Genomic DNA, 25564 nt, shown 5'->3' with positions numbered 1-25564 from the left:
CACTAGCTTATCCGGCGATAGACATTGCCCGGCAGCCGCTMCACCGTGCCCGCCAGTTCCAGTGACAGCAGGCTGGCCACCACTTGCTCGGGCGGCAGGGCGGTGCGCGCGCACAGCGCGTCCAGCGTGACGGGGTCATGGGTGAGCGTCAGGCCGAGGACATCGTCCAGCGCCGGCATGGGCGCAGGCGCCACCGGCCGGGCAGCGTCCCCGGCCATGCCGAGTTCCTCGAGCACATCGTGCGCGGTTTCCACCAGCTTGGCGCCCTGGCGGATCAGCAGGTGGCAACCCTTGGACAGCGGCGCATGGATCGAGCCGGGAATGGCATAGACCTCCCGTCCCATCTCGGCTGCCAGCCGCGCGGTGATGAGCGAGCCCGAGCGCGCGGCCGCCTCCACCACCAGCACGCCGCGCGCGAGCGCCGCGATGATGCGGTTGCGCTGGGGAAAGTGGTGGCTGCGCCCGGGCAAGCCGAGCGCGAACTCGCTGACGATGGCGCCGTGGGCCGCGATGCGGTGGGCCAGGTCGCGATGGCGGGCGGGGTAGACCAGGTCGGCGCCGGTGCCGATCACCGCCACGGTGCCGCCAGTCCCTTCCATAGCGCCTTCCAGAGCCCCCTCGTGCGCTGCGCCATCGATGCCCAGCGCAAGCCCTGACACCACCGTCAGCCCGGCGCCGGACAACACGCGGGCGAAGCGCCGCGCGTCCTCCACGCCCTGCACGGTAGCGCTGCGCGCACCGACCATGGCAATGGCCGGGCCGCCAAGCGCGCCCAGCCGGCCTTTGACGTACAGCACCAGCGGCGGGTCGGACAGATCCAGCAAGGCACGGGGATAGGCGGCATCGGCCAGCGTCACCACATGGTTGCCGGGCTCGGCGGCCCAGGCCACGGTGCGCTCGACCAGCGCCACCGTGACAGCATCGGGCGGTGCCAGCAGCGCCCGGGCGTGCTTCTCGGGGATGACCGCCGCCAGTGCGCTGACGGTCTGCGCCAGCAGCTGGTGCGGCAGCCCGAAGGTGGCCAGCAACTGGCGCAAAGCGCCGGTGCCCAGGCCGCGGGCACCGGTCAGCCGCAGCCACGCCTCGATATCGGCGGCGCTGCGGGTGGTGGTGGGCACGGGCGCCGGGTTGGCGCCGGTTGCTGCCAGCCCGGTCAACGCGGCGATGTCACGCGGTCGCCCACCTCGATCGCGTTMGAGGCGTCGGTGACCAGGGCATAGGCCAAGCCGGGGAACACGCGGAACACGAAAGCCAGGCCATAGCGCTCGTCGGGCAACTGGATGGCGCGGTTGCCGTCCGTGCGATCGCGCACCACTTGGCCGGCGCGCGACAGCGCGAGCACGTGGCCGGGCTCGAGGCCCGCGGCGGTGCCGATATTGAGCACGACCACCTGCTTGGCGCCGCCGAACTGCACGCCGCCGTAGACCGCCGCGATGCGGCCATCAAGCATGACATCCGGCGCGCGGGGCACATAGCGCACCGGTTCGCGCGCCGGCTGGGGCACCAGCAAGGTGCCAGAGCCCATTTCCTGCTGGGCCKCCGTGACCTTGACGGTAGTTACCGCATCGAAGCCTTCCGGCGGGCGCGACACACGGACATTGCCCTGGTACTCGGCTTCATAGCCCAGCACGCGGCCGGTAACCGGGTCCTTGACCGGCTTGACCGGCTTGAAGGCCTGCCAGTCGCTGCCGACCACCGCCTCGGGCGGGGAAATGCCGCGCGCATAGGCGATGTCGCCCATGCCCAGGTAGACCCGCGACTCGGGCAGGGCGATGATGCGCGCCGAGGTCTCCAGCGTGCCCTGGTCCACCACCAGCGGGCGGATCAGGAACGGCTCGATGTCTTTGGCGGGGATGCTGGCGATGGCGCCATCGGGCCCGCCTTCGCTGCGCACGGCTGGCGTGAGGCGCACCGTGCCGCCGGCATCGGGGCTAGTGGAAAGCCAGGCGCGGCCGTCGCGCTGAATCAGGTACAGGACCTGGCCGGGATAAATCAGGTGTGGATTGCGGATCTGCTGCTGGTTCATCCCCCACAGCTCGGGCCAGCGCCAGGGCTGGCGCAGGAAGCGCCCGGAGATMCCCCAAAGCGTGTCGCCGCCACGCACGACATACTGCTGGGGCGCGTCCGAAGCCAGGTCGGCGGCGGCAATGCCCTGCTGCGCGGTAACGCTGGCCTGGGCCCGCTGGGCCGGGGTGACGGTAAGATCGGCGGCATGTACTGGCGCCCCTGTGGCGGCGGTGATTCCGGCCGCACACAATATCCAACGGGCAAACGCGTACGGCCTGCGGCCCGGCGCCGCCTGGTGTTCTTTGGTAAGATCGCGCATTTTCTCGAACCGGCTGGCAGAACAGCCGGATTGACCCTGGAGAGCGTGCCTGTTGCGGCGCGCCTTGAATTTTTGTACTTGCGCCCCGATTCTGCATGTAAACACCCGTAGCCGCAACGCGCGGGTCACATGTGTGAGCGGCAGGCGTTGCGCCCCAGCATCATGGCTAAACTCGACATCCTGACCTACCCTGATCCCCGCCTGCATACCGTGGCAAAACCGGTTGCCGTGGTGGACGACCGCATTCGCAAGCTGGTAGAGGACATGGCCGAGACCATGTACGAAGCCCCCGGCATCGGCCTGGCCGCGACCCAGGTGGACGTGCACGAACAGGTGGTGGTGATCGATATCTCCGAGACCCGTGACGCACTACAGGTCTTCATCAATCCTGAGATCGTCTGGTCCAGCGAGACCCGCAAGGTGGCGGAAGAGGGCTGCCTGTCGGTGCCCGAGGTCTACGACCGGGTCGAGCGCCCGGACCATGTGCGCGTGCGTGCCCTGAACGAGAAGGGCGAGCCATTCGAGATCGAAGCCGACGAGCTGCTGGCCGTGTGCATCCAGCACGAGATGGACCACCTCAAGGGCAAGGTCTTCGTCGAGTACCTGTCGCCACTCAAGCTTCAGCGCATCAAGTCCAAGCTGATCAAGCTGCACAAGCGCGAACGCACCCGTATGTAAGGCCGCCGCGGCCGGCCGCGCGCCGGCGCTGGCCTGCTACCGGCCAGCTAGCGGTCTGCTATCTTATTGCCTTCCCGATGAATCAAGTTACCGGCCGCTGATGCGGCCGGTGCCGCTTTATGCCGGAGCGTGCCATGTCCCAAGCCGCAAGCCCATCCCAAGCGCTGCGCGTTGCCTTTGCCGGCACGCCCGAATTCGCCCGCGTGGCGCTCGAAGCCATCCACGCCGCCGGTTTCCCGGTGGTGGCGGTGCTCAGCCAGCCCGACCGGCCAGCCGGCCGCGGCCTGCAGCTGCAGGCCAGCCCGGTCAAACAGTACGCGCTGGAGCGCAGCCTGGGCCCGGTGCTGCAGCCACGCTCGCTGCGCCGCAACGGCAAGTATCCCGAAGAGGCCGGCGCCGCCGTGGACACGCTGGCGCAGATCGCCCCGGATGTCATGGTGGTGGCCGCCTACGGCCTGATCCTGCCGGCCGAGGTGCTGGCGTTGCCACGCTACGGCTGCCTGAACATCCATGCCTCGCTGCTGCCGCGCTGGCGGGKCGCCGCGCCCATCCACCGCGCCATCGAGGCCGGCGATGCGCAGACCGGCATCACGCTGATGCAGATGGACGAAGGGCTGGATACGGGCGCGATGATCCAGGGCGAAACCGTGCCGATCGGCCCCGGCGACACCACCGCCACCCTGCACGACACGCTGGCCGCGCTAGGCGGGCGCATGGTGGTGGAGGCGCTGCGCCGCCTCGCCGCGGGCCAGCCGCTCACCGGCACGCCGCAGCCGGCCGAGGGCGTGACCTATGCCGAGAAGATCGCCAAGGAAGAAGCCCCGCTGGACCTGCGCCGCCCGGCTGCGGCGCTGGCCGCCCAGGTGCGCGCCTTCAACCCGTTCCCCGGCGCCACCGTGCAGGTCGGCGAGACCGTCATCAAGTGCTGGCAGGCCCAGCCCCTGGCGTCCACGGCCAGCCACCCGCAGGCGCCGGGCACTGTGCTCGCGGCGGATGCCGATGGCGTGGTGATCGCCTGCGGCGAGGGCGCGCTGCGTGTGGCCGAGCTGCAGAAGCCGGGCGGGCGCCGCGTGCCGGCCCAGCAGTTCCTGCAAAGCATGCCGCTGCCGCCGGGTACCCGCTGCGCCGTGCCTGGCGGCACGGCATAATCGCCCTGCGCTTGCGGCAAAGCCACGATGCCCGGCTTGCCGCAGCATGCTCCGCAAGCCATTTCCGCATCCCATCCACCGGCAGCCAACCATGCTCGGCATTACTGACCTTCCCTTGTTCGTTGGCGCGGTGTTCCTGCTCAATGTGACGCCTGGCCCGGATACCGCCTATATCGTCGGGCGCAGCGTGGCGCAGGGCAGGGCGGCAGGCGTGGTCTCGGCGCTCGGGGTCAGTGCCGGATGCTGCGTGCACTCGCTGGCCATCGCCTTCGGCCTGACTGCCTTGCTGGCGGCATCGGCCACCGCCTTTACCCTGATCAAGTTTGCCGGTGCTGCCTATCTGGTGTGGCTTGGGCTGCGCCTGATCTGGCAGCGATCCGCGCCCCCCGGCGCGGACGCGGCCCCCGCTGCCCAGCCGGGCACGCGCGGCCTGCGCGCTTTGTTCATGCAGGGCTTCCTCACCAATGTGCTGAATCCAAAGGTGATCCTGTTCTTCATTTCCTTCTTCCCGCAGTTCGTGGATCGCAACGCCGAGCACCAGGCCCTGGCATTCCTGGCCCTGGGCGGCATCATGGTGGCGATGTCGACGCTATGGAACAGCCTGGTGGCATGGATGGCGGGCACCCTGACCCGCCGCGCCAGCGAGGTGCCGCGCCTAAAGTGCTGGATGGACCGCATTGTGGGCATGGCATTCATCGGGCTGGGCGCGCGCCTGGCCTTTGCCCAACGCTAGGAACGGTTGCCAAACCCGCTGGCACAACGAACGGCTGCCGGCGCCGCCTGCCCTTTTTTTAGGCAGGTGACGGTTGAATTTCCGGGCCGGGGTACTATCTAAACAGCACCGCGCCACGYTTTGCGCAGCACGGCCAGCCCGGCCACCCGGTGCGCGCGCGAGGATGGTTTTTTCGGAGATCACGACAATGTTCAACTGGGTCAAGACCTTCATGCTGATGGCCGCCATCACGGCGCTGTTCATCGTCATCGGTGGCATGATCGGCGGCCGCAGCGGCATGATGTTCGCGCTGATCATGGCGCTGGGCATGAACTTCTTCTCTTACTGGTTCTCGGACAAGATGGTCCTGCGCATGTACAACGCGCAGGAAGTCGACGCGAGCACGGCACCGCAGTTCTACGGCATGGTGCAGGAGCTGGCGCAGCGCGCCCAGCTGCCGATGCCGCGCGTGTACCTGATCAACGAGGATGCGCCCAACGCCTTTGCCACCGGCCGCGATCCGGAGCATGCCGCCGTTGCGGCCACCACCGGCATCCTGCGGGTGCTGTCGGAGCGCGAACTGCGCGGCGTGATGGCCCACGAGCTGGCTCACGTGCAGCACCGCGATATCCTGATCTCGACCATCGCCGCCACCATGGCCGGCGCCATCGCCGCGCTGGCCAACTTCGCCATGTTCTTTGGCGGGCGCGATGAGAACGGCAACCGCTCCAACCCCATTGCCAGCATCGCGGTGGCAATCCTGGCCCCGCTGGCGGCCTCGCTGATCCAGATGGCGATTTCCCGCGCCCGGGAGTTCGAGGCGGACCGCGGCGGCGCCACCATCAGCGGCGACCCGCAGGCGCTGGCGATGGCGCTCGACAAGATCCACCGCTATGCGCAAGGGATTCCGTTCCAGACCGCGGAACAGCATCCAGCCACGGCGCAGATGATGATCATGAACCCGCTCTCGGGCGGCGGCATCGCCAACCTGTTCTCGACCCACCCGGCGACCGAGGAACGCGTGGCGCGGCTGATGCAGATGGCACAGACCGGCGTCTATCCGGTGTAGGCGCGGTCCAAGCGTGGTCCAAGCGCGGTCCAAGCCGCCGCGCTACCCCCTCGCTGCGGCCAGCCAGGCGCAAAAACGCCGGCCCCCGCCACATACAGGGTAAACTGCCCGCCGTGCTTCCCCGGAAGCGGCGGGCAGTGTGTTTTTGGCCTTGCCCGGCCTTGCCGCCAGTCCTCGCCGCTTGCGGCTTGCCTCCTGCCACCCCGTTTTACCGTCTCACTGCCCCACTGTCATGCGCCTGCAACACGAATCCCTCGCTTTCCAGATGCTCGCCGCCGCGGCTGCCGTACGCGGCGTCAACGAAGGCAGCGCGCTGCCACTGGCCATCGAGAACGCCGCCGCCCAGTACCGCCTGGACCGCGTGCGCGACGCCGCCACGCGTGGCGCCCTGCAGGACCTGGCCTACCGCACCATGCGCCAGTTCGGCACGGCGCGCGCGCTGGTCACCAAGCTGGTGACCCGGCCGCCCGGCGCGCTGGTGGACTCCCTGCTGGCCGTGGCCCTGGCGTTGCTGGTCGAGGACGAGCAGGGAGAAGGGGGCTATACCGAGTTCACCGTGGTCGACCAGGCCGTCAGCGCGGCAGCCTCCGAGCCCAAGACCGCGCACGCGCGCGGGCTGGTAAACGCCGTGCTGCGCCGTTTCCTGCGTGAACGCAAGGCACTGCTGGCCGAGGTGCGCCAGGACGACGAAGCACGCTGGAACTTGCCCGCATGGTGGCTGGATGCGCTGCGCAAGGCGTACCCGGACCAGTGGACCGCGCTGGCCGAGAGTGCCAATGTGCGCCCGCCCATGACCCTGCGCGTCAATACGGCGCGGGTCTCGGTGCCTGACTACCTCAAGCGCGTGCTCAATGCCGGCATGGCGGGCGTGGCCATCGGCCCGCAGGCCGTGCGGCTGGTGCGCGCGTTTCCCGTGTCGCAGATCCCCGGGTTTGCCGAGGGCGATGTCTCGGTGCAAGACGCCGGCGCGCAACTGGCCGCTCCGCTGCTGGACCTGGCCGACGGCCAGCGCGTACTCGATGCGTGCGCCGCGCCCGGCGGCAAGACCGGCCACATCCTTGAACTCGCCAACGTGGAAGTCACCGCGCTGGAGAGCGATGCGCAGCGCGCCACCCGCATCGACGAGAACCTTGCGCGCCTGGGCCAGCAAGCCACCGTGGTGGTAGGCGACGCAAGCCGCCCGCAGGACTGGTGGGACAACCGCCAGTACGACCGCATCCTGGCTGACGTGCCGTGCTCCGCCTCGGGCATCGTGCGCCGCCACCCGGACATCCGCTGGCTGCGCCGCGAGGTGGATATCCCCCGGCTGGTCACCGAGCAGCGGCGCATCGTGTCGCAGCTCTGGAATCTGCTCAAGCCGGGCGGCATCCTGGTCTATGTCACCTGTTCAATTTTCCCAACGGAGAACGAAGAGCAGGCGCGCTGGTTTGGTGCACAGCTACCAGATGCGATACGATTGCAAGCGCCCGGCCAGATGCTGCCGGGTAGCAAGGATCAGTTGGCCGGTGGCGGAAATGGCAGCCAGGAAGGCCTGCCCACCGATCACGATGGCTTCTTCTACGCCCGTTTCCAGAAACGACCCTGACCGATCCCAATCGATCCCAATGCCGAACCCGCTTCGCTTGTTCGTCCTTCGCGTCCCAGACGACAGTGCGTGCGTGCCCCTTGCTGCAGCTCGGGCAGCTGCTTCAGTAGCCGGCGCCGGCCCGATATGCAGCGTGCGCGCGCGGCTGGCGTCGTGGTGGCTCGCAGCGACGATCGTGCTCGGTATCCTGATGACGCTGGTCGCGCTGCCGGGCACGGCCCGCGCCGACGGCATTGAAGTCAACGAGGCCCGCATCGAGTACCAGGACGGAGGCTTCGACCTGGCCGCGAGTTTCGATTTCGATCTGCCGCCGCCGCTTGAAGACGCGCTCAACAAAGGCATCTCGCTGTATTTCGTCGTCGATTTCCAGCTCACCCGCCCACGCTGGTACTGGTTCGATGAAAAACCCGTCAATGCCAGCCGCAGCGTGCGGCTGTCCTACCATCCGCTCACGCGCCAGTACCGTGTGTCGACCGGCGGCCTGCAATTGCCGTTCATGCGCCTGAAGGGCGCGCTGCAGTTCATCCAGCGCGTGCGGGGCTGGCGCGTGTTCGAGCGCAGCATGGTCAAGCCGGGCGAGACCTACCAGGCCGAGGCGCGCATGCGCCTGGACCTGACGCAACTGCCCAAGCCATTCCAGATCAACGCCGTCAACACCCGCGAGTGGAACCTGGCATCGGAATGGCGGCGCTTCAACTTCACCGTGCCGAGCGAATTCCCGCCGCCGCCCGCGCCAGCGCCACCGCCGCAACTGGTGCCTGTGCCGGCGCCGGCGTCTGCCGCGTCCGCCGCGGTGGCCGGCGAAACGCGTGCGGTGCCGTTCGCGCAGACCGTATCGACCGTGCTCTCTCCCACCACCCTGGTGCAGCCGGCCGCGGGCCAGCCATGAGCGTGCCCCCCAGCCTGTGGGACAGCCGGTTCCGGCGCGTGCTTTACCGCGTCGTGGCGGGCATCATCGTGTTCCTGGCGCTGGTGCTGGTAGCACTGCTCGCCGGCGCCTCGGCCAATACCGAATTCTTCGATCGGTACTTCACGCTGCTGTTMAAGATCAACCTGGTGATCGGCATCCTGCTGGTGCTGATCATCGGCGCGCTGGCGCTGACCCTGTGGCTGCGCTACCGCCGCGGCAAGTTCGGCACGCGGCTGATGACCAAGCTCGCCGTGTTCTTCGGCGTGGTGGGCGTGCTGCCCGGCGTGCTGATCTACCTGGTGTCGCTGCAGTTCGTCTCGCGCAGCATCGAGTCCTGGTTCGACGTTCGCGTCGAGACCGCGCTCGAGGCCGGCCTCAACCTTGGCCGCTCCACCATCGACAGCTCGCTGTCGGACCTGCAAGGCAAGGCGCGGCTAATGGCCGACCAGCTCACCAGCTCGCCCAATGTCGCCACCTCGCTGCAGCTCAACCGGCTGCGCGAGCAATACGGCGTGCAGGAAGCCGCCATCTTTACCGGCAGCGGCCGCGTGATCGCCACGGCGTCGAGCAACTATGCGTCGCTGGTGCCGGACCTGCCCTCTGGCGTGCTGGCCGAGCAGGCGCGGCTGGCCGGCGGCTATGCCGCGGTGGAAGGGGGCACCGATTCATCCGTCGATAGCCATCACCAGCCCGAGCGTACCGATGGCTCCCACCTGTACCGGCTGCGCGTCATCGTGCCGCTGGGCCCCGCGCCCACCGCGCAAACCGACGCACCCCCAACCGCGGATAGCGCCAGCCGGCCCGCGGGCAAGCCGGGCCTCAATGGTGCCGGCCGCTGGGCCGGATCGGGGCTGTCTGTCGAGCGCCGCCCCGAGGACGCCGCATCGTCCGGCTTTGGGCTGGTGGGCGACACCGTGCGCGAGGAGCGCTACCTGCAGGTCGTGCATCCGGTGCCGGCAGCGTTGGCGCGCAATGCCGACGAAGTCCAGCGCGCCTACCAGGAGTACCAGGAAAAGGCGCTCGGCCGCACCGGCCTGCGCAAGATGTATATCGGCACGCTGACGCTCACGCTGTTCCTCGCGGTGTTCATTGCCGTGATGCTGGCGCTGCTGCTCGGCGGGCAGCTGGCGCGGCCGCTGCTGATGTTGCTGCAAGGGACCAAGGAAGTGGCCGAGGGTGACCTCTCGCCCAAACGCGAGCTCAAGAGCCGCGACGAGCTCGGCATGCTGACCCAGCAGTTCAACATGATGACGCGCCAGCTGTCGGAAGCGCGCATCGCGGTGGAGCAGAACCGCAGCGCGCTCGAGAAATCGACGGCGTATCTCGAGAGCGTGCTGCAGAACCTCACCGCCGGCGTGTTCGTGTTCGATCGCCGCTTTGTGCTGATCACCGCCAATCCCGGGGCCGAGCGCATCTTCCGCCAGCCGTTTTCCGGCGCGCTGGGCCAGCCCATCGACAGCATCCCGGCCCTCGGCGAGTTCGGCGACATCGTGCGGCAGGCCTTCTCCGAGCAGAGCACCAGTGAAATGCTGGGCGGCGCGCAGCACTGGCAAAAGCAGATCGAGCTGCCGCAGAGCGACGAGGAACAAGCGCTCACACTGCTGGTGCGCGGCGCGCGCCTGCCGGGCGGGCACGGCGACGAGCGCGACGAACCTGGCTACGTGGTGGTGTTCGACGACATTTCCGATGTGATTTCCGCTCAACGCTCGGTGGCGTGGGGCGAAGTGGCACGGCGCCTCGCGCATGAGATCAAGAATCCGCTGACCCCGATCCAGCTCTCGGCTGAGCGCCTGCAGATGAAGCTCTCGCCCAAACTGGAGGGCGCCGACGTCGACGTGCTCAAGCGCGGCGCCACCACCATCGTCAACCAGGTGCAGGCCATGAAGCGCATGGTCGACGACTTCCGTGACTACGCCCGCACGCCGCCTGCGCTGTTGCAGTCACTGCAGCTCAACGGCCTGGTTGCCGAAGTGCTGCATCTCTACGGCATCGACGACACCGGCGCGCACGAGCATGCCGTGATCCATCCGGCGCTGGCCGCCTGCCTGCCCGAAATCAAGGGCGATCCGACCCAGCTGCGCCAGGTGATTCACAACCTGCTGCAAAACGCGCAGGATGCGGTGGCGGACAACCTCGGCGCGGCTAGGGCGGCGCCCCATATCGCTCTGCACACCGAGACTGTAGAATACAAAGATTCTGCCGGCGAAGACCGGCAGGCCGTCAAGCTCACCATTGCGGATAACGGTCCCGGTTTCGCTCCGCGTATCCTTAGTCGCGCGTTCGAGCCGTATGTGACCACCAAGGCCAAAGGAACAGGCCTGGGTCTTGCGATGGTGAAGAAGATCATTGACGAACACGGCGCACGCATCGAGTTGCGCAATCGCATGGAGGGCTCCGACATCATCGGGGCGCAGATCTCCATCCTGTTCGTTAAACTGGCATAGTCAATGTGCGGCCCCGAACCCGGCAAGCCGCGGTGGGGTCAAGAGGGGAAGTATGGCAACCATCCTCGTAGTCGACGACGAAATGGGTATCCGGGAGTTGCTCTCGGAAATCCTCAGCGACGAAGGCCATGTGGTCGAAGTGGCAGAAAACGCGCAGAAAGCGCGCGAGTACCGTGCCGGCAATACGCCAGACCTGGTGCTGCTTGACATCTGGATGCCCGATACCGACGGCGTCACGCTGCTCAAGGAGTGGTCGGCCCAAGGCTTGCTCTCCATGCCCGTCATCATGATGTCGGGACACGCAACCATCGATACCGCGGTGGAGGCAACCAAGATTGGCGCGCTCAATTTCCTCGAGAAGCCAATTGCCTTGCAAAAGCTGCTCTCGGCAGTCGAGCAGGGCCTGGCGCGTGGCATCGAGCGTCCGCGCTCGGGCGTGGCCGCAGCCGCGGCACTCGCCGCGAACGGCAATGGCGAGGGCACGGCGGCGATTGCCGCGGAAAGCGCCGCCGAGGCCGCCAATGGCAGCCCGCAACGCTTGCCCGAAGCCGAGATGCATTTCTCTTTCGACATGCCGCTGCGCGAAGCACGCGACCTGTTCGAGCGCGCTTACTTCGAATACCACTTGCTGCGCGAGCACGGCAGCATGACCCGCGTCGCCGAGAAAACCGGCCTCGAGCGCACCCACTTGTACCGCAAGCTCAAGCAGCTTGGCGTGGAACTCGGCCGCAACAAGCCGGAACCTGCGGAACAATGATGCGGTGATGCACGCAGCGCTTGACCGGGTCGAAAAGCGCTGTTATAGTTTCGCTTCTTTGGCCCGGTAGCTCAGTCGGTAGAGCAGRGGATTGAAAATCCTTGTGTCGGCGGTTCGATTCCGTCCCAGGCCACCAGCATTACGAAAAAGCCCAAGATCTGAAAAGGTCTTGGGCTTTTTTCATTGTGACCACATCCCATTGTGGCCATCGTTTCATCGCTGCCTTGCAGGGCCTTCTTCCGGCGCGTCTGAAAGGCCCAGCCCTGAGCGCTAGACCCTACCCCCTCATCCCACGCATTTAGCCGCTTGGAACACGGCCTGGACGCGTCTATCACCTCCGTTGCGGCGGCCTCGCCCCACGCGCGCAAACCCTTGCAATATCACCTGTCGCCGCCTAATGTTCAGGCACGAATTCGTCTGTCCAGTGCCATCGCGCCCGCGATTATCGGCATTGCGCCAATTACCCCCAAAATCCGCTTTTCGCATTGGGTCCTGACCTCCGATTTTCGCGATGTCATGTCACCATCCATGCCATCCCGATCGCGATTCAGCAAAGCACRCCAAGCATTCGATACCACCGGTTCATTCAAAACTACCCAAGCATGCATTGACGCTGCAAGGCGAAAGACGAAACACTGCGCGCTCCCGCCCATCACTGCAAACCCGATGCACGCGCCTTCCCCCGATACCATGGCMGCCCCGGTCCACGCTGCCGAACCGCACAGCGCAAGCGTACCTGCGGCTGCGAGCACGCTCTGTCAGCGCCTGGTCGCGGAAGGACTCGGCACGGCGCTGCTGGTGGCGGTGGTGGTGGGTTCGGGCATTCGCGCGCAGCAGCTGGCCGGCGGCAATGTCGCGCTGGCCTTGCTGGCGAACTCGCTGGCCACGGGCGGCGGGCTGATTGCATTGTTGCTCGCGCTGGGACCGGTCTCGGGTGGGCACTTCAACCCCGTCGTCACGCTCTCGGCGATGGTGCGCGGCGCGCTGCCGGCGCGCGATGCCTGGCGCTACGGCCTGGTGCAGATGGGCGGCGCCATCGCAGGGGTCGCCTGCGCGCATGCGATGTTTGGCGAGCCGATGCTGGCCTGGTCGGCGCAAAGCCGTACCGGGCCATCGATGTGGTGGAGCGAGTTTGTTGCCACCTTTGGCCTCATCGGCATAGCAATCGGCACCGGGCGCAGCCGGCCCGGGCTGGTGCCGTTCGCGGTGGCGGGCTATATCACCGCGGGGTACTGGTTCACGGCATCGACGTCATTCGCCAACCCGGCGCTGACCCTTGCGTGCGCGCTGACGGCAACCTTCACCGGCATTCGCGCCATCGATGTGCCGGGCTTCGTGCTGGCGCAGCTAGCGGGCGGGCTGAGCGCCACGCTGGTCTTCCACTGGCTGCTGCGAGCACCGGCGGTGCTGCCGGGCCGCGCGCCGCTCACGCGCAAGGCGCCATGGCGACGAGCAGCCGCAGCCGCTATTGCGCCTACCAGCGGCGATTGAGCTGCACGCCGAAGATTGAGCCCGAGGTCTGCGAAGCCCAGGTATCGGTGGGTGAGGAAAAGGCGATGCCGTCCACGTCGTTGGCCCTGCTGTAGGTGTAGAAGGCGCGCAGGTTGGCATTGCCGGCCGCCTTGCCGAGCGTGAAGGTAGGCGCCACGGTCACCGCCGTGCGCTGTCCACTGGCGCCGAAGCCCGAAGAGATCTGGTCGTGCGCCACTTCGAAGGTCAGCTTGAACTGGTCGCTGGCGATATAGGCGGGGCGCACACGCGTGGCCATCCATTGCAGCGTGCCCACCGGCGAGCGGTCGAACTGCATGCTGGACTCGACCGAGCCCGCCAGGCCCAGCCCCGAGCGTTGCTTCCACTCCATCGATTCGGCCACGCGTACCCGCGACAAGGCGGGCCCCATGCCGGTGTAGCCGGTCAACGCGTTACGGCTGCCCTCGCCAAACTGCATGCCGAAGCGGTTGGTGCCGGCGAGCACGCCTTGCTGCTCATGCATGGCCGACACCCACCACGCACTGCCGGTCTGCTGGATCAGCGGCTGCGCTTCCACCCGCGTATAGCCCAGTTGCACCGAGCCTTTCTCATTGGTGGCGATGGGCGCGGTACGCAGCGAGTGATAGCTCGGCAGGTTGGCGCCATTCAGGTCATTGCGCGCGGTGTACTGGTAGTTGAGCGCGATGTCGCCAAAGCGGGCGTTATCCACGCCGAAACGCATCGCCGGCGACGTAGGCGGCAGCAGCCCCGACGACATCAGGAACGATGAGCTCTCGCGCCGGCCGGCCCACATCGTGGCGCCGTCCAGCACCGACAGCCCGCTGACCGAGGTATAGATCTGCGGCAGCAGGGCATAGGGATCGACTGCGGCCGGGCGGCCATTGATCGAAGTGGCATCGGTCCCCTTGGCCTGCGCCACCAGTTGCACCTGCGCACCGCCGTCGAGCGAGAACAGGGACTCCTTGACCTTGACCTCGCCGGTGCTGCGGCACGCGAGGCCGCCGCCGATGCCGGTGGACAAGGTGCCGCCGCCAGCGCAGGCACGGGTGGCGGTGGTGCGATCGTCATACGCGGCGCGCCCGCTGTAGCTGAGGCGCCAGACCTGGTTGCCGGCAGGATCATCGGCGGGCAGCTGGGACACCAGCGCATAGCTTTCGTCGGCGCTGGCCGGCGTGTCGGCGACTTCGCCCTCGGCGGGCGTGGCGACCTTCGGCACGGCCTCCGCCACGAACTCGCCAAGGCGCTTGGGAAAGAGCACGACGGGCGGGGGAGGCGCGACAACCGGCTCCGGGGGCAAGGGTGGATCGGGCGGGCCGGCGAGCTCGTTACCGTTGTCATCCAGGCCGGCATTGGCCCAGGTAGCAGGCGGGGGCGGCTCTGGCAGGGCGGGGGTAGGGGCGGGCGAAGCACCATCCGCAGCGGCGACTTTGGGCGCTTCCTGCGCGACAGCCGCAGCCGGAGTGTCGCCGGATGCCGGTGCCGCAGCCGCTTGTTCGTCCGCAATCAACGCTGCCAGCGGGTCGGCGCCAGGCGGGGGAGCCGGACGCTGCGGCATCGTGGGCGTGGCTGGCACATCGGCTGCCGCCAGGTCAGGCCCGGTCTGCGCGCACGCGTTCAGTCCCCAGGCGGCCAGCACGGCAACGGCGAGGCAACGCGAGCGGAGCGCCGGCAGGCGGCCGGAAGCGGGCGAAACGGCAAACAACATAGGGCGGGACCAGTAAGGCGTGATTTTTTAACAGTCGACCGATTGGACCGCAAGCGGGGTTACAAAATCCGCGGCGAGGCGTCCTTCTCACCATATGGAATACATCGCTTGCGCCATCTGGCACGCGACGGTGCGGCCATGCCAATGGGAGCGGAGCGGGATGACAGGACGATGTACAGCAGCCGCTGAATCTGCACTTTCCTAGCGAAAACCCGCACTTGCACGGCCCCCCGTGGCGAAAGGGCCACCGCTATAATCATCTGGCCTGTCCGACGGGTACGGACCGGCCCCCGAGCCTGTTACGAAGGCATGCCAGGATACGCCACATTCCTGGCGTGTCTCCGTAACAGGCTCATTGTTGCGCGGTGGCTTTACCCCGGCTGCTTGCGCGTCTCGGTGCAGAGCGGAATGCCCGCGCATGACGCGGGCGTGCCCCCCCCTGCTGCCGCACTAAAAATCTATAAAAGAGGAGAAGTCATGGAACGTCGTTCCTTTCTGTTGAAGGCATCGGCCGTGGCCGCCACGGGTGCGCTGGCCGCGTGCGGCAAGGAAGAAAAGGCCGCCGCGCCGGCCGCCGCCGGTGCCAGCGCACCGGCCGTGATCGGCAGCAATCCGGCCGTGGAATGGCGCCTGGCTTCGAGCTTCCCCAAGTCGCTTGACACCATCTACGGTGGCGCCGAGCTGCTGTCGCAACGGGTCAAGGAACTGACCGACGGCAAATTCAACATCAAGGTCTTCGCCGCCGGCGAACTCGTGCCGGGCCTGCAGGTGCTGGACGCCGTGCAGAACAATACCGTCCAGATCGGCCACACCGCCGGCTACTACTACTTCGGCAAGAACCCGACGTTGTGCTTCGACACCACCGTCCCGTTCGGCCTGACCTCGCGCCAGCAAAACGCCTGGATGATGCAGGGCAACGGCATGAAGCYGATGCGCGAATTCTTCAAGGAATACAACGTCGTCAACTTCCTGGGCGGCAATACCAACGCGCAGATGGGCKGCTGGTTCCGCAAGGAGATCAAGACGGTCGCCGACCTGCAGGGCCTGAAGTACCGGATCGCCGGTTTTGCCGGCGTGGTGCTGTCGCGCCTGGGCGTGGTGCCGCAGCAGATCGCTGGCGGCGACATCTATCCCGCACTGGAAAAGGGCACCATCGACGCGGCGGAATGGGTTGGCCCGTACGATGACGAGAAGCTCGGCTTCTACAAGGTCGCCCCGTACTACTACTACCCGGGCTGGTGGGAAGGCAGCGCGCAGCTGTCCTTCTACTCGTCGGCAACCGAATACGAGAAGCTGCCCGCGCTGTACAAGCGCGCGCTGGAAACGGCCACGATCGAAGTCCACACCAACATGATGGCCAAGTACGACGCGGTCAATCCGCAAGCGCTGGCCCGCCTGTTGGAAAACGGCGTGAAGCTGCGTCCGTTCTCCAAGGAAATCATGGAAGCCTGCTTCAAGGCCACCCAGGACGCCTACGCCGAGGAAACCGCCAAGAACCCGTCGTTCAAGAAGATCTACGACGACTGGCGCGTATTCCGCAACAACGAAGCAGCGTGGTTCAACGTGGCCGAGCAGGCATTTTCGCAGTTCAGCTTCGCGCGCAAGCTGTAAGCGCGCTGCCGCCATCCATGCGATGGTGGTGCAAGCCAACCATAAGCCCGTGCTCAGCACGGGCTTTTTTACGCCGGTAGAATCCCCCGATTCCTTGGGACTCTTCATGCAAACTGGCATCATCTACGCGCTGCTCGCCTACATCATCTGGGGCTTGCTGCCGCTCTATATCAAATCCCTCCATGGCATCGCGCCTATGGAGATCCTGCTGCACCGCATGGTGTGGTCGCTGGTGTTCCTCGGGCTGGTGCTGACCTGGCGGCGCCACTGGGGCTGGCTGCGCGGCGTCTGGACCAATCCGCGCCTGCTGGCCGGCTTCGTCGCCAGTGCGCTGCTGCTGAGCGGCAACTGGTTTCTCTACATCTGGTCGGTATCGAACGGCCGGGTGGTCGACGCCAGCCTGGGCTACTTCATCAACCCGCTGTTCAATGTGCTGCTGGGCGTGCTGTTCCTGCACGAGCGGCTGCGTCCCGGCCAGTGGGCCTCCATTGCGCTGGCTGCGGCAGGCGTGGTCTGGCTGACCGTAGCCGCGGGCCAGTTACCATGGATTGCGCTGGCGCTGGCCGCGACCTTTGGCGGCTACGGGCTGCTGCGCAAGACGGCCACGCTGGGCGCGCTGGAAGGCCTCTCGCTGGAGACCATGCTGCTGTTCCCGCTGGCGGCAAGCGCTCTGGCGTACTTGTTCGCGACGGGCCAGGCCGACATCACCGAGGTGGGCGGCGGGGTGCAGTTGCTGGCGCTGCTTGCCGGGCCAGTCACCGCCGTCCCCTTGCTGCTGTTCGCGGCCGGCGCGCGGCGTATCCCGCTGTCCTTGCTGGGGCTGCTGCAGTACACCGGCCCGACGCTGCAGCTGCTGCTCGGCGTATGGCTCTGGAACGAGCCGTTCCCGGCCAGCAAGCAGATCGGCTTCGCGATGATCTGGATATCGCTGGTTGTTTATGCGGTCGAGGGGATATGGGCGGGGCGCCAGCGCGCGAAGCTGGCGACGCAAGGGTGAAAAAGGGGCCTCATAGAGGCCTCTTTATATTTGCACCAACTATGAATCTTACTTGGCGCCAATATAAAACATTCATCACATGGATATCTTGCGTGCCTTCGAGGCAGTTCACTCAGCGAGCAGTGAGCCAAGTCTTGGCAATCCAGCTCAAAATAATTCTTACCATTTATTAAACTAAACAAAAATAAGTCTTCTTGATTGGTAGCAAGAATACAAATCCCCGTTACCCGGACACACCTGGTCAGTAAAGCCCACGCACTTGCGCATGCAGCCGTACCAGCCCCAGCAGCGCATCGATATTGGGGGTCGCGATCCCGACGTGCTCGCCGATTTCCCGCACCGATGCCACCAGCGCATCGATCTCCACCGGCCGCCCGGCCTCCGCATCCTGCAGCATCGAAGTCTTGAAGGCGCCCAGCTTGCGCGTGACCTGGCTGCGCTCCTCGCCGCTCTGCGCAATCGGGCAACCGATGACCGCGCCGATCTCGCCAGCTTCTTCCATCACCGCCAGGCAGAAACGATTGACCAGCGGATCGTCGAGGATGCGGTCACAGGTGGCGCCGGTCAGCACGGAGACCGGATTCATCGTCATATTGCCCCACAGCTTGAACCAGATGTCCTGCTGGATCGCGGCGCTGCGCTCGACCTCCAGGCTACCGCTGGCGAGCAGGCTGGCCACGGCCTCGAGCTTGCCGGCTGCCATGCCGGTAGCGCCACCCGCGGCGCCCAGGATCAAGCGCGCGCCAAAGCCGTGGCGCACAGTGGCCGGGGCCGGCGTGGAGGCGGTCAGGTGCACCACGCAGCCGATCACCTGCGCGGCCGGGATGGCGCGCGCAATGGCACCTTGCGGATCCACGGTGCGCAGCGACAACCCGGCATGCGGGCCGGGCCGCTCGAAGAACCACCACGGCACGCCGTTCATCGCTGTCACCACCACCGTATCAGGGCCGATCAGCGGCCCGATGGTCTGCGCCAGCTGTGGCAACGCCGGGGCTTTCACCGCCAGGATCACCACATCTTGCGTACCTAGCGCTGCGGGATCGCCTTGCCCATTGACCGGAAACGTCTCGGTGCGCTCGCCCTCGATCAGGGTCAGGCCTTGCGAGCGCAGCGCCTCCAGCGTCTGGCCGCGCGCCAGTATGTTCAGCGCCTGGCCGGAACGGGCAAGCCGCGCGCCGATAAAGCCGCCGACGGCGCCTGCGCCGACGATGCATAGGGATGTCATGACTGCCTTGTTCCTGTACGTTTATTCCCGCGACGAATCAATGATTACTAATCACGATACGATTCATCGATGTGGTTAATTTCCCGCGTCAGTGCTGCGAACACATCTTCGCCCGCGCCAAACTTGGGATTGAACTGCAGCGAGTCGCGCGTGCACTTGCGCTGAATCTCCTCGGGCACCGGCAGCGCCGCCCCCATGGCCAGCGTGGCCAGCTGGATCTCGCAGGCGCGGTTGAGCAGCCAGAGCGTGGAAAAGGTACGCGCAATGCTGTCGCCCCAGGCCAGCAGGCCATGATTGCGCAGGATCACGGCAGGCTTGTCGCCGATATTGCGCACCAGGCGCGGCCCTTCGTCGTCGTGCACGGTGATGCCCTCAAACGGATGGTAGGCCACCTTGCCGAACAATTGCGCTGCGTAAAAGTTGCTCATCGACAGGCCCTGCGCCGAACAGGCGACCGCCATGCCCGCCGTGGTATGCGTATGCATGACGCAGTGCGCGCCCGGGATCCCGGCGTGGATGGCCGCATGCACAGTGAAGCCGGCCGGGTTGACCGGCCAGCGGCTCTCGCCGATGACCTGCCCCGCCAGATCGATCTTCACCAGGTTGGAAGCGGTCACTTCCGCATAGCGCAGGCCGAAGGGATTGATCAGGAAATGGGGATGGCTGCCACCGCCGCCAGCCTCCGGCGGCAGGCGCAAGGTGATGTGGTTGTAGATCAGCTCGGTCCAGCCCAGCCGGTCGAAGATGCGGTAGCAGGCGGCTAGCTTGACGCGCGCCTCCCATTCCGCCGGATGACAGTTGGCTACAGCCATGCAGGTCTCCTCTCGCGTTGCTCGCGGCGTCGGTGCGCGCGCTTTCGGAATGCGGTTCAGGTGGGGTCGGGCCAGGATGCCAGCGCGGGAAAAACCATGCCGCTGCCCGATTAATTACCATGTTAATGATTTTGCAGGACTGGTCAAGCCGGGGCTACCCGCGTGCGCCAGCCTGAGGGCAGGCCATCCAGCAACGCCTCAGGCTCAAGGCAGCGTGTTACGCATGATCAGCAGCCACGGCATGTGCGAGTTGGTGACGTTGTCGATCATGCCGGAGTCACCGAGCTCGATCAGCTCCATCGACACCGATTGCTGGACATTRCCGCCGATGGCCTTGACCAGGCGTGCCGCCGGGTCGACCTCGACCACGATGTCGCAGTGCATGGGCGTGGTGCCAAAGCCGATCTCGGCCGCGCTGTCGAGGTACTTGTCGCGCCCGCGCGCGGCGCAGACCACATCGCCCGGGCGGGGCATGGCGGGCAACGGCTCGATGCGGAAYGCCGGCGCGGGCAAAATGCCGTCGCGCGCGTCCACCACGTACATCGAGTGCGAATCGCCGGTCAGGAACTGGCGGTCGTCCAGGCCGGCCTTGCGCATCACCCAGGAAATAAACACCGCGGACCAGGCCCAGTTTCCCTGGGTGATCTGGCGGCAGGTGACAGCCTTGCCCACGATGGCCCAATAGCGCTGGGCGAGTTTGCAGCCCTGGGGCGTGGCCTCCATGCCGGTGCCATCGKGAAAGTGCAGGCAGGCGGACTCGCTGCTTTCTTCTTCCTCGCGATCGGCGGATCGGTCCGCGGCATCCACTCCCTCCTCATTGGCCCCCGCCACCGGCATGCCGGGCAATACCGGCGCGGGCAGCGGGCTATCGGCTACGCACGCGGTGTCGTCGCGGCCCAGGCGCACGGTCTGGCCACCCCAGCGCTGCCATTCCTGCCAGGCGATCTCGACGATGCGCTGGCGCTGCGTGGCGCCGGGCGTTGTCACGGCTCTTTCCGTATCGGGGAGGGGGGTCGCCTGAGGCCGGGCGGGCGGAGAAGGCGTGGTGCAACMGGAGACCAGCGCGAGCGTCATCAGCAGGCTCAGGCCAAGCCCTCGTGCCTGTGGAAAATTTTGTGGGAAACGTTGTGAATAAAGCTGTGGAAATCTGCCGCGCGGCGAACGAAGGTGCATGAGAGGCCTACTGAGCAGGACGCCCTAGACCCTTGTATTTACAGAGGGAAGGCGCCGACAGGGCACTATCTTACCGGGCTGGCGGAGGATGCGGCGTATACCGCGAAGCGGCAGGATAACCGCGGGTCGAACACTGTGGATAACGCGCCCCGCCTGGCGCTCACCCATGCCATCAGGCAACTGGTGGCGGCACGGCGGGGTTGATCCAACTGGGCTGGCACGAGACCGCCCGCGGGACTCACTGGTTCACTGCGTCCTTGAACTTCTGGCCAGCCTTGAACTTGACGGTCTTGGCGGCTTCGACCTTGATTTCTTCGCCGGTGCGCGGGTTGCGCGCCATGCGTTCGCCGCGCTCGCCCTGGCTGAAGGTGCCAAAGCCGATCAGGCTCAGGGTGTCGCCCTTGGCCACGGCTTCCATGATGGCGCCAAGCGTCACGTTCAGCGCTTGTTCTGCCTTGGCTTTGGTCAGGCCGTCCACGCCGGCCGCGATGGCGTCGATCAGTTCGGTTTTCGTCATGCTTCACTCCGTGTCGAGTTGATAAAACAAGGACGCCTGGCTGGGCCGGCGCACTGCGCACCGGCGCCGGCAAAGGCGCCGCGGGCCACATCATACCGTGTCGGGCCACGCCAACCGGGAACAGATTGTTACAGCGCACCCCGCTCCAGGCCGCGCTGGCTGGGGCTTTGTGGGGATTCGGGGAGATAAGCAGGGCCTTCGGCAGCGTCAGGATGGGCCTCAGGCGAGTTAACGCACCCAGGTGTCCCAGAGGGCATCCACGCTTGAAAAACGGCTCTAATCGCCCCGCAGGCCCTCTCAGGGGCATTGCATCGCAGAAGCGCAGCCCGGTGCGCGGAGGGCGAAATCCCTCTGATGCCCGGGCCTTGGGCGCGTGCCAACGGCTGTTGGCCGGCGCGCAGCGGCTATCCCTGCCCGTAAAGGGGCCTGACAGGCGCTGTGGGAGATTCTTTCGCTGGTGCCGAGCTGCGGGGACTGCGTACCCATTGCAGCGTAGCAGCGAGGCTCAAGGGGCCGCCAGGGAGGGGCATGCACTATTGTGCATGACGCTCGATTGACAAGGCGCAGCCGGAATCCAGGGCTATTCGCCTCATGCATGCGCTGGCCAACGCGGCAAACGATKCGCGTTTACGCGCCTGGCGGGGCCGACGTATGCCGCTGCCAGACAGCCCTTGTCGCGTATACGTCCGCGTCCAGCCTACGGACGTATACGCAATCCTTCTCATCAAAAAACCATGGATACACGGCAGTAAACCGTGCCGTGGCCAGCGGATTCCTTCTGCTCAAAAAAGAAGCCACGCCTGAAGCGGCTTTTCAGCCATTTATTTTTGCCGGGTTCTTTTTGCTCACCGGTAGCCGGACGTAGTCCTTTCTGTTTACTTCTTTCTTTAATGTATACAGATAGTAGTAGTAGGTAAACGGCAGCCTTTTCTGTGGATAACTCTGTAAACGCTTTTTAAATCAGTGCGTTGCAAGAAGCAGAAGTGGTGGGACCCGGTGTTGGCGGACGTGGATGACTTAGCCATTTGGCGGAGGGGGTCGGGTGAAACCCTCCGACTTATGCCTGATGCATCCCCATGCCAACCCCAGGCAGCCCACATGAATTGCATGTCTTTATCCCCAGATTTTTGCCGGGTTATCCACAGGCGATCAACGCGGTCGCGGTCGTATACGTAAACACCGAAGCGCTGATTAAGGCTGTTCTTGATGGTGGGCCTCCCCCGTAAACCAGTGCGTCGTATACCTGGCTTGACGTGTGCAGGTTCAGGCGGGTTGCCCTGGGTTGCCCCACGTTGTCCGTATACGCGGCTATTTGCCGGCAAGGGGATGCCGCGGCCAATATGGGCAGGTATCATCGCCATCGCGCCCGGGGCGGCGCGCAGCCACGCGGGGTGGCAGGCAGGCGGATCTATACGGGATGGCACATGGCGGAACAGGCAAAGCAAGAGGAATTGAAGCAGGAAGGGACTGACGCGAAAGACGCCAAGCGCGTCAAGAGCCCGAAGGAAGGCAAGCGCAAGACCGCGTCCGACCGCGTCGAAGTGCGCCGCTCGGGCGTGCATGGCAAGGGCGTTTATGCGAACGCGCTGATTGCCGAGGGCGAGCGCATCATCGAATACAAGGGCGAGCACATTTCTTGGAAGGAGGCGCTCAAGCGCCATCCGCACGATCCGGCGGATCCCAACCATACCTTCTACTTCAGCCTGGAAGACGGCGACGTGATCGACGCCAAGTTCGGCGGCAACCGCGCGCGCTGGATCAACCACGCCTGCCAGCCCAATTGCGAGGCGCGCGAGAAAAAGGGGCGGGTGTTCATCCACGCGCTGCGCGACATCGCAGGCGGCGAGGAACTGTTCTATGACTATGGGCTGGTGATCGACGCGCGCTACACCAAGAAGCTCAAGAAGGAGTTCGAGTGCCGTTGCGGCAGCCCGAAATGCCGCGGCACCATGCTGGCGCCGAAGGAAAAGAAGGCCAGCTAGAACACTGGAAAAGAGAAGGGCGAGCCGCGCCGCGGCTTGTCCCGCCTCAGACCGTCCCTGCGGCCTCGCACGGGATGCGGATCACAAAGCGCATGCCGCGCACCTCGGCCTCCTCCCCGGAGGCGGGCACATCCTCGATGCGGATGGTGCCGTGATGCAGGCCGATGATTTCATGCACGATCGCCAGACCCAGGCCCGCGCCGCCGGGCGGTTGCGCCGGCGCATTGGGCCCCGGCGTATGGTCGCCGCGGAAGAAGCGCTTGAAGACTTCCTCGCGGCGCGCCAGCGCGATGCCAGGCCCGTTGTCTTCCACCATCACCACCGCCATGCCGCGATGGCCGAGCGCCTCGCCGCCGGCGCGCACGGTGATGCGCCCGCCAGGCGGCACATATTTCACGGCATTGTCGATCAGGTTGCTGAGCGCTTCGCGCATCAGCAGGCGGTTGCCGCGCACCGTGGAGGGTGCCGCGCCGGTAAAGGTGGGGCCGGGCAAGGTCTCGAAGCCCAGGTCGATCTGGCGGGCCAGCGCCTGCGGCACCCACTCGGCGCCAGTCTCGAAGGCCAGCGTGGCCAGGTCGAAATGCTCGATCGGGCCGAGCCGCTCCAGCGATAGACCAGGCTCGGCGCGGGCCAGCGAGAGTAGCTGGTTGGACAGGCGCACCGCGCGGTCGGCCGCCGATTGCAGCTCGCGCAGCGCGTGGTCCGTCACCGCGGGATCCGCCGACTGCACCGCGCGGTCGGCATGCAGCTTGACGGCGGTGAGCGGGGTGCGCAACTGGTGCGCGGCATCGGCGATGAACTTGCGCTGCGCGTCCAGCGCATCGCGCAGCCTGGCCAGCAGCGCGTTGAGCGCGCGGATCAGTGGCTCCACTTCCGCCGGTACTTGCGTTTCATCGAGCGGCGCCAGCGAGCGCGCCGTCTGGCGATTGAGCTTGTCGGTGAGGATCTGCAGCGGCACAAGCTCTTCCTTGAGCACATGCGAGAGGATCAGGCTGCCCACCACCAGCAGCAGGATCAGCGGCACGGAGACCGAAAGCAGGATCTCGTTGGCGGCGGTCTCGCGCCGGTCCAGCAGTTCGGCCACTTCCACCACGATGGGCCCGCGCGGGACGCGCCCGGCCTCGCTGGTGGCCAGTTCATCCGAGGCCGGGCTGGGCAGGTTGACCGGCAGCCGCACGGCGCGCACCTGGCGCCCGCTGAACCAGGCGTAGAAGAGCCGCGCATCGTGCAGCGAGGTTTGCCCGGTGCCGTAGCCCAGCCAGGTGTCCATGCCGCCGATCAGCCCGTCGGGGCCGTGGATGCGCCAGTAGATGCGGTCGGTGCCTTCGGCCTCGACCAGCGTCTGCGCAATCATCGGAATGTCTTGCTCCAGCCGGGGGCCGGCAATGCGGATCTGCTGGGCGATATTGTTGGCCACGCCATACAGGGCGCGGTCGAATACCTGCGTGGTGTAGTGCGCCGCCAGCCAGTAGGAGAGCGAGCCGCTGGTCAGCACCAGCGCGAACAGCGGCGTGGCCAGCGCGCGCAGCAAGTGCACGCGCAGGCTTTGCGTGGAGGCCGAGCGCGCGGATGGCGTCGCGGCGGCGGTTGCAGCTTTGCCGGACGCGCCGGCGGCGGCGTCGGTCAGGGCCTTGGGAGGCTGGGGAGGACGTGGGCGCAGCCACATGGCAGGCTTCTCCCTGGGCGCGGCGTCAGGTGCCGGCGCGGATCTGCAGCAGGTAGCCGAAGCCGCGCACGGTTACGATCTCCACGTCGCATTCTTCGAGCTTCTTGCGCACGCGGTGCACGTAGACCTCGATGGCGGTATCGCCGACCGTGTCTCCGCCTTCCCCCGCGGGATGCGCGAAAGTGGCGAGGTGGTCCTGCAGCTGCGCCTTGCTGACCACGCGGCCCTGGCGCTGCAGCAGCAACTCCAGCACGGCGAATTCGCGCGGCGAGAGCTCCAGCGGCTTGCCATCGATGAACATGCGGCGGTCGTTGCCCGACAGGCGTAGCCGGCCGAGCCGCACGTCGCGCTCGGGCGCGGCCTCGCCGTGCTGGCTGCGGCGCAGCAAGACGCGCACGCGCGCTTCCAGCTCGGGCAGGGCAAAGGGCTTGACCAGATAGTCGTCGGCGCCGGCGTTCAGGCCGGAGAGCTTGTCTTCGAGCTCGTCGCGCGCGGTCAGGATGATGACCGGCGTGGTGCGGTTGCGGGCGCGGTAGCGCGCCAGCAGGGTCATGCCGTCGATGCCGGGCAGGCCCAGGTCGAGGATCACCAGGTCGTGTTGTTCGCGCAGCAGGTGCTCGGTGGCGTAGACGCCATCGTGCACCACGCGCACCTGATGGCCGGCTTGGGCCAGGCCGGCTTCGACGCCACTGGCGATCTGACGGTCGTCCTCGATCAGAAGGATACGCATGGTGGCAGGCTGGGAGGCTGGAAAGG

At 66.5% G+C, this 25564-nt stretch carries 21 protein-coding genes and 1 tRNA gene; 13 read left to right on the top strand and 9 right to left on the bottom strand.

Annotated features, from left to right (window positions below):
- Positions 1-2: 2 nt before the first annotated feature.
- Both dprA and AC1DS3_RS02705 read right to left on the bottom strand, forming a co-directional pair.
- Positions 3-1118 (bottom strand): DNA-processing protein DprA, encoded by a 1116-nt coding sequence (gene dprA / locus AC1DS3_RS02710; RefSeq protein ID WP_477126639.1) that lies wholly within the window; start codon positions 1116-1118, stop codon positions 3-5.
- Positions 1119-1153: 35 nt separating this feature from the next.
- Complete coding sequence (locus AC1DS3_RS02705) at positions 1154-2326, bottom strand: LysM peptidoglycan-binding domain-containing protein (RefSeq protein WP_477126638.1); 1173 nt, start codon at positions 2324-2326, stop codon at positions 1154-1156.
- A 162-nt stretch (positions 2327-2488) separates the two neighbouring features.
- On the opposite strand from AC1DS3_RS02705, the gene def reads away from it, so the two are divergent.
- The 10 genes from def (at position 2489) to AC1DS3_RS02655 (ending at position 13120) form a co-directional block, all read left to right on the top strand.
- The gene (def, locus tag AC1DS3_RS02700; protein ID WP_477109315.1) at positions 2489-3004 is read left to right on the top strand and encodes a peptide deformylase; all 516 of its coding nucleotides are present in this window, start codon (positions 2489-2491) and stop codon (positions 3002-3004) included.
- Between the two features lie 134 nt (positions 3005-3138).
- Positions 3139-4152: a methionyl-tRNA formyltransferase gene (fmt, locus tag AC1DS3_RS02695; protein WP_477126637.1), complete on the top strand. Its 1014-nt coding sequence runs from the start codon at positions 3139-3141 to the stop codon at positions 4150-4152.
- A gap of 91 nt (positions 4153-4243) precedes the next feature.
- Positions 4244-4885, top strand: a complete 642-nt coding sequence (locus AC1DS3_RS02690; RefSeq protein WP_441635848.1) for a LysE family translocator — start codon at positions 4244-4246, stop codon at positions 4883-4885.
- Positions 4886-5072: 187 nt separating this feature from the next.
- Positions 5073-5933, top strand: a complete 861-nt coding sequence (gene htpX, locus AC1DS3_RS02685) for a zinc metalloprotease HtpX (RefSeq protein WP_459372351.1) — start codon at positions 5073-5075, stop codon at positions 5931-5933.
- A 232-nt stretch (positions 5934-6165) separates the two neighbouring features.
- A complete protein-coding gene (rsmB, locus tag AC1DS3_RS02680; RefSeq protein ID WP_441635845.1) occupies positions 6166-7518 on the top strand; it encodes a 16S rRNA (cytosine(967)-C(5))-methyltransferase RsmB in 1353 nt (450 codons plus the stop codon).
- Between the two features lie 19 nt (positions 7519-7537).
- On the top strand, positions 7538-8407 hold the full coding sequence (locus tag AC1DS3_RS02675; protein ID WP_441635843.1) for a DUF4390 domain-containing protein: 870 nt from the start codon (positions 7538-7540) through the stop codon (positions 8405-8407).
- The gene (locus tag AC1DS3_RS02670) at positions 8404-10872 is read left to right on the top strand and encodes a sensor histidine kinase (RefSeq protein ID WP_477126636.1); all 2469 of its coding nucleotides are present in this window, start codon (positions 8404-8406) and stop codon (positions 10870-10872) included. The genes AC1DS3_RS02675 and AC1DS3_RS02670 overlap by 4 nt, the downstream gene beginning before the upstream one ends.
- 52 nt (positions 10873-10924) lie before the next feature.
- Positions 10925-11629, top strand: coding sequence for a response regulator (locus AC1DS3_RS02665; RefSeq protein WP_441635840.1), 705 nt, complete (start codon positions 10925-10927; stop codon positions 11627-11629).
- A gap of 60 nt (positions 11630-11689) precedes the next feature.
- Positions 11690-11765: transfer RNA gene (locus AC1DS3_RS02660), tRNA-Phe, on the top strand.
- 554 nt (positions 11766-12319) lie between these two features.
- Complete coding sequence (locus AC1DS3_RS02655) at positions 12320-13120, top strand: aquaporin (RefSeq protein ID WP_441635871.1); 801 nt, start codon at positions 12320-12322, stop codon at positions 13118-13120.
- Here the strand turns inward: AC1DS3_RS02655 and AC1DS3_RS02650 are convergent.
- Positions 13104-14825 (bottom strand): carbohydrate porin, encoded by a 1722-nt coding sequence (locus tag AC1DS3_RS02650; RefSeq protein ID WP_441635838.1) that lies wholly within the window; start codon positions 14823-14825, stop codon positions 13104-13106. The genes AC1DS3_RS02655 and AC1DS3_RS02650 overlap by 17 nt on opposite strands.
- 477 nt (positions 14826-15302) lie before the next feature.
- Between AC1DS3_RS02650 and AC1DS3_RS02645 the strand changes: the two genes are divergently transcribed.
- Together AC1DS3_RS02645 and rarD are read left to right on the top strand one after the other, a co-directional pair.
- Positions 15303-16436, top strand: a complete 1134-nt coding sequence (locus tag AC1DS3_RS02645; protein WP_477126635.1) for a TRAP transporter substrate-binding protein — start codon at positions 15303-15305, stop codon at positions 16434-16436.
- 106 nt (positions 16437-16542) lie between these two features.
- Complete coding sequence (gene rarD, locus AC1DS3_RS02640) at positions 16543-17433, top strand: EamA family transporter RarD (RefSeq protein WP_441635836.1); 891 nt, start codon at positions 16543-16545, stop codon at positions 17431-17433.
- Between the two features lie 241 nt (positions 17434-17674).
- Here the strand turns inward: rarD and AC1DS3_RS02635 are convergent, their stop codons facing one another.
- The 4 genes from AC1DS3_RS02635 to AC1DS3_RS02620 all read right to left on the bottom strand — a co-directional run bounded on the left by AC1DS3_RS02635 (position 17675) and on the right by AC1DS3_RS02620 (position 21160).
- Positions 17675-18658 carry a 2-dehydropantoate 2-reductase gene (locus AC1DS3_RS02635; protein WP_441635834.1) on the bottom strand — a complete coding sequence of 328 codons (984 nt, stop codon included), beginning with the start codon at positions 18656-18658 and terminating at the stop codon, positions 17675-17677.
- A gap of 47 nt (positions 18659-18705) precedes the next feature.
- Positions 18706-19470, bottom strand: a complete 765-nt coding sequence (locus AC1DS3_RS02630; RefSeq protein WP_441635832.1) for a class II aldolase/adducin family protein — start codon at positions 19468-19470, stop codon at positions 18706-18708.
- A 204-nt stretch (positions 19471-19674) separates the two neighbouring features.
- Entirely contained in the window at positions 19675-20643 is a 969-nt protein-coding gene (locus AC1DS3_RS02625) for a DUF2272 domain-containing protein (protein WP_477126634.1), read from the bottom strand.
- 238 nt (positions 20644-20881) lie between these two features.
- Positions 20882-21160 (bottom strand): HU family DNA-binding protein, encoded by a 279-nt coding sequence (locus AC1DS3_RS02620; RefSeq protein ID WP_006162250.1) that lies wholly within the window; start codon positions 21158-21160, stop codon positions 20882-20884.
- Between the two features lie 1424 nt (positions 21161-22584).
- On the opposite strand from AC1DS3_RS02620, the gene AC1DS3_RS02615 reads away from it, so the two are divergent.
- A complete protein-coding gene (locus AC1DS3_RS02615) occupies positions 22585-23142 on the top strand; it encodes an SET domain-containing protein (protein ID WP_441635828.1) in 558 nt (185 codons plus the stop codon).
- 46 nt (positions 23143-23188) lie between these two features.
- Here AC1DS3_RS02615 and AC1DS3_RS02610 read toward each other — a convergent pair whose 3' ends face one another.
- Together AC1DS3_RS02610 and AC1DS3_RS02605 are read right to left on the bottom strand one after the other, a co-directional pair.
- The gene (locus tag AC1DS3_RS02610) at positions 23189-24808 is read right to left on the bottom strand and encodes a sensor histidine kinase (RefSeq protein ID WP_441635826.1); all 1620 of its coding nucleotides are present in this window, start codon (positions 24806-24808) and stop codon (positions 23189-23191) included.
- A 25-nt stretch (positions 24809-24833) separates the two neighbouring features.
- Complete coding sequence (locus AC1DS3_RS02605; protein ID WP_043350877.1) at positions 24834-25538, bottom strand: response regulator transcription factor; 705 nt, start codon at positions 25536-25538, stop codon at positions 24834-24836.
- Positions 25539-25564 lie beyond the last annotated feature (26 nt).

The sequence above is a fragment of the Cupriavidus sp. 01L46 genome (genome assembly GCF_056399905.1).
This window is presented reverse-complemented; position numbering and strand designations above follow the sequence as displayed.

Excerpts from the sequence above, each read along its gene's own strand:
- def (WP_477109315.1), top strand. The coding sequence starts at position 2,489 with ATGGCTAAACTCGACATCCTGACCTACCCTGATCCCCGCCTGCATACC.
- AC1DS3_RS02690 (WP_441635848.1), top strand. The coding sequence starts at position 4,244 with ATGCTCGGCATTACTGACCTTCCCTTGTTCGTTGGCGCGGTGTTCCTG.
- htpX (WP_459372351.1), top strand. The coding sequence starts at position 5,073 with ATGTTCAACTGGGTCAAGACCTTCATGCTGATGGCCGCCATCACGGCG.
- rsmB (WP_441635845.1), top strand. The coding sequence starts at position 6,166 with ATGCGCCTGCAACACGAATCCCTCGCTTTCCAGATGCTCGCCGCCGCG.
- AC1DS3_RS02675 (WP_441635843.1), top strand. The coding sequence starts at position 7,538 with ATGCCGAACCCGCTTCGCTTGTTCGTCCTTCGCGTCCCAGACGACAGT.
- AC1DS3_RS02665 (WP_441635840.1), top strand. The coding sequence starts at position 10,925 with ATGGCAACCATCCTCGTAGTCGACGACGAAATGGGTATCCGGGAGTTG.
- AC1DS3_RS02650 (WP_441635838.1), bottom strand. The coding sequence starts at position 14,825 with ATGTTGTTTGCCGTTTCGCCCGCTTCCGGCCGCCTGCCGGCGCTCCGC.
- rarD (WP_441635836.1), top strand. The coding sequence starts at position 16,543 with ATGCAAACTGGCATCATCTACGCGCTGCTCGCCTACATCATCTGGGGC.
- AC1DS3_RS02635 (WP_441635834.1), bottom strand. The coding sequence starts at position 18,658 with ATGACATCCCTATGCATCGTCGGCGCAGGCGCCGTCGGCGGCTTTATC.
- AC1DS3_RS02630 (WP_441635832.1), bottom strand. The coding sequence starts at position 19,470 with ATGGCTGTAGCCAACTGTCATCCGGCGGAATGGGAGGCGCGCGTCAAG.
- AC1DS3_RS02620 (WP_006162250.1), bottom strand. The coding sequence starts at position 21,160 with ATGACGAAAACCGAACTGATCGACGCCATCGCGGCCGGCGTGGACGGC.
- AC1DS3_RS02615 (WP_441635828.1), top strand. The coding sequence starts at position 22,585 with ATGGCGGAACAGGCAAAGCAAGAGGAATTGAAGCAGGAAGGGACTGAC.
- AC1DS3_RS02610 (WP_441635826.1), bottom strand. The coding sequence starts at position 24,808 with ATGTGGCTGCGCCCACGTCCTCCCCAGCCTCCCAAGGCCCTGACCGAC.
- AC1DS3_RS02605 (WP_043350877.1), bottom strand. The coding sequence starts at position 25,538 with ATGCGTATCCTTCTGATCGAGGACGACCGTCAGATCGCCAGTGGCGTC.